The organism is Actinomycetota bacterium, assembly GCA_023488435.1.
Classification (GTDB): Bacteria; Actinomycetota; Coriobacteriia; order Anaerosomatales; family UBA912; genus UBA912.
On the sequence record JAMDCK010000001.1, the window covers coordinates 17,317 to 28,891 of the forward strand.

The window sequence follows — 11,575 nt, forward strand, 5'->3', positions numbered from 1 at the left end:
GGCCCGCAAAGCGCGGGTCCCTGTGAATCATACCGCGCTTCCTGCTTGACCGGCCACGATATCGGGGATACCCTACGTGAGCCCCGCGCCGAACGATCGTCGCGGGTTAGCCACGTTTGCCGGACCCGCCCCGCCCCGTCGTGCTCGCCAAGAGGAGCCGCTTTCATGTCGATCATCCGCTACCTGTCCGCCGACCTCGCCCACACCAAGGCATGGTCCGCCATCGCCGCCGCATTCGCCGAGAACATCGATGCGGCCGTCTCGACGCCAGCTGCCGTAAGGCCGCTGCTCGCCTCGGCGATTGCCGACGGTTTCGGGGGCCCGATCCTGTGCGTCGTCGCAGGCGAGGAGGGCGCGGCCCGCTTCGCCAACACGGCGGCGGCGCTCCTGGGCGCAGAGCGGGTGCTGCGCTATCCCGAGGCGAAGGTGTTGCCGTGGGTTCCCGACGGCCGCGATATCGAGGGCGTCGGCATGCGCGCCCGGGCGCTCCATGCGCTTGCCACCGGTCGCTCGGTGCTTGTGGTCGCAAGTGCTAGGTCGCTGCTGCGAGCGGTGGCGCCGCAAGGCAGCCAGGTCTTCGATCCGCTGGCACTTACGGTCGGCGACGAGCACGACATGGCCGAGATATCCGCACGCCTCGCACGCATGGGCTACGACCGCGTCGAGGCCGCCAGCGCACGTGGCGAGTTCACGATCCGAGGAGGCGTCCTCGACATCTACCTCAGTGACCTGCCCTATCCGGTGCGCGCCGAGTTCTTCGGCGACCAGATCGAGTCGCTGCGCAGGTTCGTGCCCGGCACCGGTCAATCGATCGGCCAGATCGACTCAGCCGAGATATTCTGCGCCCGCGAGGTCGCCCTGTCGGGGCGCGCCGTGGAGCGCGCGACGAGAGCCTTGGCGGACCGGGCGGCACTGAGCCCGGTGGTCACGGAGCACCTCGAACTCATGCAGGCCGGCATCTACTTCAACGGCATCGAGCGCTACCTGCCCTTCCTCTACGAGAGCGCGGGCGCGGCCACCGACTACGTCCCGGCCGCGGGATCACTCATCGTCGTGGAGCCGGTCTCGCTCTTCACCGACGCCACCAAGCGCTACGAGGAGGTCGCCGCGCTGGCGAGGTTCGCGCGGGTCAACCCCGATGAAATCTACCTGCGTCCGTCCGGCCTCGACCTGTCGAGCCGCCGAAAGGTGACCATGCTCTCGCTCATGTCGGGTCAGGGCGTCATCGATGCGCGACTCGAGGCGTCGCGACCGGAGCTCTCGGCAAGGCGCGAAGGATTCGCCGAAGGGATGCGAGCGCTGGTGGAACGGGACCTCGCGATCGTCATGGCCGCCTCGGACAGGGAGACCCGCGAGCGCATCACCGAGGAGCTGACGGAGGCTGGCATCTCCTTCGCCGACCTCGGCGGCGAGCCCGGCAGCGGCGGGACCGCGGGCACGCTGCAGCGGCGCGTCGTGCACCTGGCACCCATCGAGATCCCTGCAGGCTTCGTCATGCCCGAGGCGCACCTCGCGCTCATCGCCACCGACGACGTCTTCCCCCGAGCCGCCGCAGCCAAGCAACGGGCGCGCAAGGCGGAGTCCGCGCGTATCACGTTCACGTTCGCGCCGGGCGACTATGTGGTCCACTCGGCGCATGGCATCGCGCTCTTCTCGCAGATGGAGCGCAAGGAGGTCATGGGCATCGAGCGCGACTACCTGGTGCTCATCTATGCCAAGGGCGACAAGCTCTACGTCCCGGTCGAGCAGATCCACAGGATCACCAAGTACGTAGGTGCCGAAGGCCACTCGCCCAAGGTGACCCGCCTCAACACGACGGATTGGTCGAAGGCGACTACCAAGGCGAGGACGGCTGCCAGGAAACTCGCATTCGACCTGGTGGACCTGTACGCGCGCCGCGCGGCGGTCCAAGGCCACGCATTCGCGCCGGACACTCCGTGGCAGGTGGAGATGGAGTCGGCGTTCCCGTACATCGAGACGCCCGACCAGCTAGCCGCGATCGCCGACGTGAAGGCAGACATGGAGTCGCAAAGGCCGATGGACCGCCTGATCTGCGGCGACGTCGGCTACGGCAAGACCGAGGTCGCGATCCGCGCAGCCTTCAAGGCCGCGCAGGAGGGCAAGCAGGTGATGATCCTCTGCCCGACCACCATCCTCGCGCAGCAGCACTTCACGACCTTCTCGGAGAGGTTCGCGCCCTTCGGCGTGCGCGTCGAGGTCCTGTCGCGCTTCCGCACCGCGGCCCAGCAGCGCGCATCGATCGACGGCTTCGCGAAAGGCGAGGTCGAGGTGCTGATCGGCACGCATCGGCTGCTCTCACGCGACGTGTCGCCGCGCTCGCTCGGGCTGGTGATCATCGACGAAGAGCAGCGATTCGGCGTCGAGCACAAGGAGTACCTCAAGAACCTCAGGGAACAGGTCGACATCCTCGCGATGTCGGCGACGCCCATCCCGCGCACACTGCAGATGTCGCTTTCCGGCGTCAGGGACATGAGCGTCATCGACACGGCGCCGTCCAACCGCCACCCCGTGCAGGTCTACGCCGGGCAGTGGGACGAGAACCTGGTTGCCTCGGCGATAAAGAAGGAACTCGACCGTAAAGGGCAGGTCTACTACGTCTCCAACCGGGTCAGGAGCATCGACGACGCCCTCTCGCGCGTGCATCGCGCGGCCCCGGACGCCCGGATCGGCGTCGCGCACGGCAAGATGAACGAGAAGCAGCTCGAAAGCGTGATGGAGGCGTTCTCGGCAAACGAATACGACGTGCTGGTCGCCACCACGATCATCGAGAGCGGCATCGACAACCCGCACTCGAACACGCTCATCATCGAGGATTCCCAGCGCCTGGGCCTCTCCCAGCTCTACCAGCTCAAAGGCCGAGTAGGCCGCAGCCACGTCCGGGCGTTCGCGTACTTCCTCTTCCCGTCGGCAGACGCGCTTACCGAGCAGGCTGCCGAGAGGCTCACCGCGATCCGCGACAACTCCGAACTGGGCGGTGGCATCCGGGTGGCGATGCGCGACCTGGAGATCCGCGGGGCGGGCAACCTCGTGGGCCCCGAGCAGAGCGGTAACATGAGCGCGGTCGGATTCGACCTGTTCGTCGACATGCTTCACGAGGCCGTGATGGAGGCCAAGGGCGAGGAGGTGGCTCCGACCTCGGAGGTCACGATCGATCTCGCGGTGCCAGCCTACCTGCCCGAGGAGTACGCTCCCCGCATGCCCGAGCGGGTGCGCTTCTATCGGCGGATCGCCTCGGCGGCTGACCTTGCGGAGATCGAAGCGATCGAGCGCGATATCGCCGAAACCCTGGGGCCGCTTCCCGAACCCGCCAGGAACCTGCTTGACGTGGCGCGCATCAAGGCGATGGCCACCGAGGCCGGCGTCACAAGCATCTCGCTCGAGCGCGAGAAGGTCGTGATGGGTCCGCTTTCGCTTTCCGACGAGCAGAAAGCGCGCGTCGTCGCTCTTCGCGCGCTCTACTTCGCGAAGCAGGGGACGGTCGCCATCCCGGCGAAATGTGAAGGTTCTGTGATGAGAACTACCTTGAAGTGCCTTGGTGCTATACTTGGCTCCATCGTCTAGCCGATTACCTTGTAGGAGGATTCGTGAGAGTATTCCGCACAGTACTGGCAGGAGTTCTAGCGTTCGGCCTTGCAGTAGGAGCGACCGGATGCGCCCAGGAAGACCTGGCCGCGCGCGTCAATGGCGAGGGCATCCCGATCGCCGTCATCGACGCACAGGTAGATAGGTTGCGGGAAACATCGCCTCAGATGTTCGAAGGGCCAGATGGCGAAGCCAGGCTCCTTGAGTTCCGCCAAGCTGTGCTGAACCGGGAGATCGACGCCATCTTGTGGCGTCAGGCAGCCGAAGAGCGTGGAGTCGAAGTCACTGACGCACAGGTCGAGGAGAGGCTTGAGCAGCTCAGAGCAGGCTTCGTCGACGAGGCGCAGTTCGAGGCCGCCCTGTCGCAGAACGGCATGACTCTCGAGGAGCTCAACGATCAGCTTCGGCAGGAGCTCCTGACAACCGCGCTACTCGCAGAGATCAATCAGGAGACAGAGGTCCTGCCTGAGGAGATCCAGGAATACTACGACGCCAACAAGGCGGTCCAATTCACCGAGCAAGCAGCCAAGCGCGCATCGCACATCCTCTTCGAGACCGCTGATCGGGAGACCGCCGAGCGCGTGCTCGCTGAGATCCGCGCAGGCGGCGACTTCGCAGCACTGGCTGAAGAGCACTCCACGGATACGGCCACAGCAGTGAGCGGTGGCGATCTGGGCTGGCCGACGGTGCCGTTCGTGCCCGAGTTCCAGCAGGCACTGGATGCGCTGGCTATCAACCAGGTATCGGATCTGGTCGAGACCCAGTTCGGCTGGCACATCATCAAGGCGATGGAGCAGCGTCCGGAGCGTGTGATTCCGCTGGAGGAGGTCACCGAGCAGATCGAGCAGAGGATCCTGCAGCAGCGTGATGCCGAAGCGTACCAGTCGCTTCTCGCCGAGCTGCGTGAGACTGCCGACATCGAGATCCTGATCCCCGAGCTGCAGCCGCCTGCTCCTGCAGAGGGCGCCGAGCCAGCACCTGAAGGTGGGTCCGGCCAATAACCATGAGCTCGGATCGAGGGGCGGTTTGATGGGCTCGATAACGATAGTGGGTAGCGGGATCGACGCCGGAAACGGGATGTCGTCCGCTACCCTCGACAGACTTCGCTGCGCCGATAAGGTGATAGTCTCCGGCGCTGATGACTCGATCGATGCCGCGCTCCAGCAAGCCGGCATCGCCCATTTGTCCCTCGCGGACCTCGCCGACCATGACGATTCCAGCCATGAGCAAGTCGTCGAGCACCTCGCCCGAATCGCCGAGGAGTCTGACGTCACCTACGTGACCTCAGGCTATCCTTTCCTCAATCAGCGACTCCTGTCCGATCTGCTGCTGAAATCCAGATGTGACGTGAACGTCTACCCCTTCTACTCGCCATTCCAGCTCCTACTCATGGCCTTCGACATCGACCTGACGGCAGACCTGCATCTCGTCGATGCGAAGACCTGGGGACCCTCGATCGGTGACCGCGGGGCGCACCTGGTCATCACCGGGGTGCACAACGGCGTCGCCACCCGCAAAGTGGCCGACCGGCTTGCGTCCCTGTACTCGCCCGACCATGAGATCGTCCTTGCCACTCACCTAGCGGACGGCGGATTCTCGCTTTCCATGTCCACGGTCGGTGCCCTCAAGGAGACCTGCGTCTTGGGCGACGTGACGGTCTACATCGGCCCTTGGCGTCTGGCGCCCCCCACCGGTTTCTCGGAGCTGGTGCGCATCATCGAGCAGCTACGCGGGCCGGAGGGCTGTGCGTGGGATCGGGAGCAAGACCACATGTCGCTGCGCCGCCACCTGATCGAGGAAGCCCACGAGACCGTGGCCGCCATCGAGTCTGAGGACCCAGCGAAGCTCGCCGATGAGCTCGGCGACGTGCTGCTCCAGGTCGTGCTGCACGCACAGATCGCTTCCGAGAGGGGCGACTTCACCATGAACGATGTCGTCGACTCGATCGTCGATAAGATCCGGAGGCGCCATCCGCACGTGTTCGGTGATACGGTCGCCGAGACATCGCAGCAGGTCACAGCGAACTGGGACGCGATCAAGCGCAGCGAATCCTCGGCAGGGCTGCTCGACGAGATCCCGCGCTCCATGCCAGCCCTGATGCTCGCGCAGAAGATGTCGCGCCGGGTCGTGGGCGTCGGGTTCGAGTGGGCTACAGTCGATGACGTCTGGGCTAAGGTCCACGAGGAGATCGACGAGGTCAAGGCCGCGCCGCCAGGCTCGCCGCAGGTGCGCGAGGAGATCGGCGACCTGCTCTTCACGATCGTGAACCTCGCGCGTAAGCACGGCATCGAGGCCGAAGACGCGCTAAAGGAGAGTTGCTCGAAGTTCACAGGGCGGTGGCAGCACGTCGAGGCCGCCGTCAGGTCTGCGGGAATGAACCTAGAAGACATGTCCAGCGAGGAACTCGAAGGGTTCTGGCTGGATGCGAAGAGAAGTAGTCGACAGTCGACCGAAGGGTAGAGATGAACATGAGTCACATCGTTGATGTTTTTGGCAGGGAGATATTGGATTCGCGTGGTAACCCCACAGTCGAGGTCGAGGTCTTGCTCGAGGACGGCTCGTTCGGCAGTGCGGCGGTGCCCAGCGGCGCATCGACCGGTGCCTACGAGGCCCGCGAGCTGCGCGATAGCGAGTCCGCGCGCTACGGCGGCAAAGGCGTCATGGGCGCGGTCCTCAACGTTAACGACACCATCATGCCGCAACTCGTCGGCATCGACGCGACCGATCAGCGCCTCGTGGATGCCACGCTGCTCGCGCTGGACGGCACCAGCGACAAGTCGGCCTTGGGCGCGAACGCGATCCTGGGCGTATCGCTCGCGTGTGCACGTGCGGCGGCCGAGTCGCGCGGCATGACGCTCTACGGGCACATCGGCGGAGTGAACGCGCACGTCCTGCCCGTCCCGATGATGAACATCCTCAACGGTGGCGCGCACGCAGACAACAACATCGACCTGCAGGAGTTCATGATCATGCCCATCGGGGCCTCGACGTTCGCCGAGGGAACCCGTTGGTGCGCCGAGATCTACCACACCCTCAAAGACGTGCTCCGCAAGCGGGGCTTGGCGACCGGCGTCGGCGACGAGGGCGGCTTCGCACCCGACCTCAAGAGCAACGAAGAGGCGCTGCAGGTCGTCTCGGTAGCGGTCGAATCGGCAGGCTACACCCTGGGCGAACAGGTGGTCTTCGCGCTTGATCCGGCGATGACCGAGCTCTACCGCGACGGCGCGTACCACCTCGAGGGCGAAGGCCGAGTGCTTACCTCGGCAGATCTCGTAGAGTTCTGGGTCGACCTCGTGGACCGCTACCCGATCGTCAGCATCGAGGATGGCATGGCCGAGGAGGACTGGGACGGCTGGCGGTTGCTCACCGAGAGGCTGGGTGATCGGGTCCAGCTCGTCGGCGACGACCTGTTCGTCACCAACACCGAGCGGCTTGTGCGCGGCATCGAGACGGGCGTGGCGAACTCGATCCTGATCAAAGTCAACCAGATCGGGACGCTTACCGAGACGCTCGAGTGCATCGAAAAGGCGCACCGGGCCGGCTACACCTGCGTGATCTCGCATCGCTCCGGCGAGACCGAGGACACCTTCATCGCGGATCTGGCCGTCGCGGTCAACGCCGGGCAGATCAAGACCGGTGCCCCCGCGCGCTCCGACCGGGTCGCCAAATACAATCAGCTGCTACGCATCGAAGAGGAGCTCGAGGAGTCGTCGGTCTATCCCGGAGCGGCCGCTTTGCCGCGGATGGGGTAGCGGAGCATGCTCGACGACTCCCTTGCGCGTCGCGAGAGACTCGCCGACAAATACGACATCGACTTTGGTCGGGACCGGATCTTCCCTGAGCTCCTTGGCGCTCTGCTCGAGGAGGTTCCGCGTCGCAAGCGCCTGCTCGAAGTGGGTGCGGCCACCGGATTGCTGACCAAGCCGCTGCTTGAACGCTCGGGCCACGTGACCGCGATGGAGCCCAGCGCCGGACTGCTCAGGCATCTGCTCTCAAGCGACGTCGCCGAATCGCCGAGACTTGCAATCCGCCAGGGGATGGTAGAGGACCTGGTGCATGACGACACCTTCGACGTTGCGGTCGTGACCTTCACCCCCAGACGGGGCGTCGACCTGTATCGCCTCTTCATCCAGCTGGCGATTAGGGTCCGGGAGCGCGTAGTCTTCATGCTCGATGACGACGGCTCGCTCGACTGGGCCTATCTGGCGAGGAGCGTGGCCAAGCAAGGCATCGAGGCCCGCGTCCGCATCGTGACCAACGGCGAGGTCGAGCCGCTCGCGCATCGCAGAGCCGTCCTCCTGATTGCCGAGGTCAGCACTTGGCGCCCCGCATGCATGGCGCTGCACGCCCAGGAGGATTGGGGCGCAGACGCCGCGCGCATCTCGGTACCCTATCCGCACGAGCGCGGGACCGCAACGCGACTCATCCGCCTCTTCTTGGCCGGCGGCGACCGTGCCGCATTCATCGAGACCGACCCCGAGGGCCTCGAGCGACTTTACGGCAACATGCGCACCGCCGCGCATCGGATCGCCCGCGATGGGTTGACGGTCAGGCTCCAGGGCGACGCGATCCAGGTGGTTCGACTCCCCAAGAGCGGCGAAACGGGTATAGGTAAGGAACTACTCTAAGTCGTTCGAAGAAGGGGAGACGATGCGCCGCACGAAGATCATCGCCACGATCGGCCCTGCCACAAGCTCCGAGGAACGACTCGCCGAGCTGATCGACGCCGGGCTCGACGTAGCCAGGCTCAACGCCTCGCACTCCGGTGCCGACGAGCTCGCCATCCGACTCGCGACCATCCGTCAGATCGCCGAGAAGGCCGGTCGCCACGTCGCCGTGCTGCTCGACCTGGCTGGTCCCAAAGTCAGGGTGGGCGAAGTCGCCGAAGGCACCGAGCTCGTTGCAGGCGAGCGCTTCGTGCTGCTGGGGCGCAAGTGCGCTGGGGACTCATCGCAAGCCGGCATAACCTACACCGGGCTTGCGGCGGATGTCTCGGCAGGTGACCGGATACTCATCGACGACGGGAGGATCGAGCTCGTCGTGGACTCCATCGCAGGCGCCGACGTGCACACGACCGTGGTGACCGGCGGGCCCCTGACCAGCCACAAGGGCGTGAACGTCCCCTACGTCTCGCTGGGAGTCGAACCGATCACCGACTACGACCGGGAGATCCTCGCCTGGGGACTTTCGGCAGGTGTCGATTACGTCGCGCAGTCGTTCGTGAGGCGACCCGAAGACGTGGCCGAGCTGCGCGCGCTCATGGGCGAGCGCCCGGTGCCGATCGTCACCAAGATCGAGAAGCACGAGGCCATGGAGCACATCGACGCGATCATCGCCGAGTCCGACGCCGTGATGGTCGCCCGCGGCGACCTGGGCGTGGAGACCTCGCCGGAGCAGGTGCCGGTGTATCAGCGCAAGATCATCTCGGCGTGTCGCGACAGCGCGACCCCGGTGATCGTCGCCACCCAGATGCTCGAGTCGATGATCACCGCGCCCAAGCCCACGCGCGCCGAGGCCTCGGATGTCGCCAACGCGATCTTCTCGCGCGCCGACGCGGTGATGCTTTCCGCCGAGACCGCGGTCGGGGCGTGGCCGGTGCGCTCGGTCGAGACGATGGCGCGCATCGCCGTGACCGCCGAGGAGTCGATGGGCCCCGCCAGCCGCAAGCCGCTGGGCCGCAGCGCCGAGGGCAGCATCACCGAGGCCGTCAGCGCGGCGGTACGCGAGCTCGCCGAGGACCTCGGGGTCGTCGCGATCGTCACCGCGACGCAGTCGGGCGCGACTGCCCGCACGATCGCAGGGCACCGCCCGTCGGCGCCGATCGTGGCCGCGACGCCGTACCCGCACGTGGCTCGCCGCTTGGCGCTGGTGCGCGGCGTGATGCCGGTCGTCCTCCCGCTCGCTGACGCAACTGCCGAGATGCTCGCTGCCATCGACGAGATGCTGCTCGCCGCGGGACTCGCTGCCGTCGGCGACCGGGTCGCGGTCACCGCGGGGATCGCTTCTCGGCGTTCGGGAGCCACCGACTTCGTGGTGGTGCGCACGATCGGGGGGTGAGCCGCCCGACCTTGTGCTAGAATCAGCGTTACGGAAAGCGTAAGCTTTCGGTTAGATTGCCGGTCGGTTCTAAATCGGACAACATCGCAGATGAAATCGAAGAACAAGTCGCACAACAGAACCAAGACTTCGGCAGGGAAAGGCGCAGGTAAGACGGGCAAGAGCCGCACAGGCTCGCCGCTTCGGATGCGCCTGGTGCCCCTGTTTCTCGCCGTCGTCCTTGTAGCTGCCGCATGGTCATACTACCCGGTGGCTCGGACACACTATCAAGCCCAGCGCGAGAAGGAATCGCTCCAGGCCCAGCTCGCCGCGGCCCAGCAGCGCAACGCCGAGCTGCGCGAGGGCGTCGAGCGCCTCAAAACCCCCGCGGGAGTCGAGGAAGTGGCCCGCGAGAGCTTGGGCTTCGTGCGAGAGGGCGAGAACCTCTACGTGGTCGTCGATGCGACCGGTTCGCCCGCCCCCGCTGAGTCCAAACCCGTCGAGCAGGCCATGTACCGCCCGCCGGATGCGGGTCTGCTGCGGCGGGTCCTCGACGTGGTCTTCGGCTTCGAAGGCTAGCCGCCATGAACGACTTCATCGTCGAACCGCAGCCTAAGGCATCCGCCGAGGACACCCGAACGGTCGCAGCGCAACTCGGGCGTGAACCCAGGGGCGACTGGTGGGTGAAGGCGCGCTGCCGCCATGGGCGTCCAGTCGTCATCATGACCGCACCCGAACTCGACGATGGCACGCTCTTCCCGACGCTGTTCTACCTGACCTGCCCGTGGCTGGTGAAGTACGTGGACGGCCTCGAGAGCGCAAGCGTGATCTCCGAGTGGGCGCAGACACTCGCCACCGACCCCGAGCTGCGGACCCGGATGATCGCCGCCGATGCCAGGTACCGCCAGATGCGCAAGGAGGCGGCCGGCGGTGTCGACCCGACACCGCACGTTGGAATCGCAGGCCAGAAGAGCCCGCTTTCGACCAAGTGCGTCCACGCCCATGTCGCGACCTACATCGCCGGACTCGACGACCCGGTCGGCGACTCCGTGCTCGGCGCGATGATCGCGCCCTGCTGCCCGGCCGACCTCTGCGCCAGCATCGTGGACTCCTGATGCCCGCCGAGGCGCACCGCAGGCTGGCCGCGATCGACCTGGGCACCGTGACGATGCGCCTGCTGATCGCCGACGTGACCGCGCATTCAATCGCCGAAGTGGAGCGCAGCACCGATATCGTGCACCTGGGCGAAGGGCTCACGAGCTCAGGCGCGCTTTCGGCGGATGCCATCGAGCGCGTGCGCCAGGTCGCAGCGCGCTATGCGCAGGCGATGGCGAGCGCGGGTGTAGAGCGCGTGCGGGCGATCGCGACCTCGGCATCGAGGGATGCGAGCAACGGCGAGAGCCTGCTTTCGGCGGTCGGGGAGACCGGCATCACGCTTGAGATCATCGGCGGCGACGAGGAAGCCGCGCTGTCGTTCGCAGGCGCGACCTGGGGCGCTGGCTACTCGCGCGTGCTGCTCAACGACATCGGCGGCGGCTCGACCGAGCTCGTGCTGGGCCGCCCGGCAGCCACCGACGCCGCGGGCGGACGCGGGCGCATCGAGCGCGCACGCTCGATCGACGTGGGCTCGCGCAGGATCACCGAGACCTTTCTGCACTCCGACCCGCCGACTCCAGGCGAGCTGGCGCGCGCCCGCGGGTGGGTCATCGGCGAGCTTGGCGCCTTCTTCGAGCCGCGATTCGAGCCGCCAGACACACTGGTCTCGGTCGCCGGGACCGCGACGTCGCTCTCGGCAATCAAGCAGGGACTCGCGGTCTACGACCCGGCCCGAGTGCACGGATCGCGGATCACCCGCGCCGACGTGGCCTCGATGCTCGCGATGCTCTCGGGACTCACGGTCGCCGAGCGCCGCGAGGTGGTGGGCCTGCATCCGGGC

9 protein-coding genes are annotated in these 11,575 nt (G+C 66.3%); all 9 read left to right on the forward strand.

Annotation, left to right across the window (positions count from 1 at the left end):
* The first annotated feature begins 165 nt into the window (after positions 1-165).
* On the forward strand, positions 166-3,582 hold the full coding sequence (gene mfd, locus M1617_00090; GenBank protein ID MCL5886700.1) for a transcription-repair coupling factor: 3,417 nt from the start codon (positions 166-168) through the stop codon (positions 3,580-3,582).
* A gap of 23 nt (positions 3,583-3,605) precedes the next feature.
* Entirely contained in the window at positions 3,606-4,604 is a 999-nt protein-coding gene (locus tag M1617_00095; GenBank protein MCL5886701.1) for a peptidylprolyl isomerase, read from the forward strand.
* A gap of 28 nt (positions 4,605-4,632) precedes the next feature.
* Positions 4,633-6,063, forward strand: a complete 1,431-nt coding sequence (gene mazG, locus M1617_00100) for a nucleoside triphosphate pyrophosphohydrolase (GenBank protein ID MCL5886702.1) — start codon at positions 4,633-4,635, stop codon at positions 6,061-6,063.
* 8 nt (positions 6,064-6,071) lie between these two features.
* Positions 6,072-7,355, forward strand: coding sequence for a phosphopyruvate hydratase (gene eno, locus M1617_00105; protein ID MCL5886703.1), 1,284 nt, complete (start codon positions 6,072-6,074; stop codon positions 7,353-7,355).
* A gap of 6 nt (positions 7,356-7,361) precedes the next feature.
* Positions 7,362-8,231 (forward strand): class I SAM-dependent methyltransferase, encoded by an 870-nt coding sequence (locus tag M1617_00110; GenBank protein ID MCL5886704.1) that lies wholly within the window; start codon positions 7,362-7,364, stop codon positions 8,229-8,231.
* 22 nt (positions 8,232-8,253) lie between these two features.
* Entirely contained in the window at positions 8,254-9,660 is a 1,407-nt protein-coding gene (gene pyk / locus M1617_00115; GenBank protein ID MCL5886705.1) for a pyruvate kinase, read from the forward strand.
* 90 nt (positions 9,661-9,750) lie between these two features.
* Entirely contained in the window at positions 9,751-10,218 is a 468-nt protein-coding gene (locus M1617_00120; protein ID MCL5886706.1) for a septum formation initiator family protein, read from the forward strand.
* Positions 10,219-10,223: 5 nt separating this feature from the next.
* Positions 10,224-10,754 carry a DUF501 domain-containing protein gene (locus M1617_00125; GenBank protein ID MCL5886707.1) on the forward strand — a complete coding sequence of 177 codons (531 nt, stop codon included), beginning with the start codon at positions 10,224-10,226 and terminating at the stop codon, positions 10,752-10,754.
* Positions 10,755-10,807: 53 nt separating this feature from the next.
* The coding region (locus M1617_00130) for a hypothetical protein (protein MCL5886708.1) at positions 10,808-11,575 on the forward strand (768 nt) is incomplete at its 3' end.

Bases quoted from the DNA above. Each gene is read 5' to 3' on its own strand.
- mfd (MCL5886700.1), top strand. From the start codon at position 166: ATGTCGATCATCCGCTACCTGTCCGCCGACCTCGCCCACACCAAGGCA.
- mazG (MCL5886702.1), top strand. From the start codon at position 4,633: ATGGGCTCGATAACGATAGTGGGTAGCGGGATCGACGCCGGAAACGGG.
- eno (MCL5886703.1), top strand. From the start codon at position 6,072: ATGAGTCACATCGTTGATGTTTTTGGCAGGGAGATATTGGATTCGCGT.
- M1617_00110 (MCL5886704.1), top strand. From the start codon at position 7,362: ATGCTCGACGACTCCCTTGCGCGTCGCGAGAGACTCGCCGACAAATAC.
- pyk (MCL5886705.1), top strand. From the start codon at position 8,254: ATGCGCCGCACGAAGATCATCGCCACGATCGGCCCTGCCACAAGCTCC.
- M1617_00120 (MCL5886706.1), top strand. From the start codon at position 9,751: ATGAAATCGAAGAACAAGTCGCACAACAGAACCAAGACTTCGGCAGGG.
- M1617_00125 (MCL5886707.1), top strand. From the start codon at position 10,224: ATGAACGACTTCATCGTCGAACCGCAGCCTAAGGCATCCGCCGAGGAC.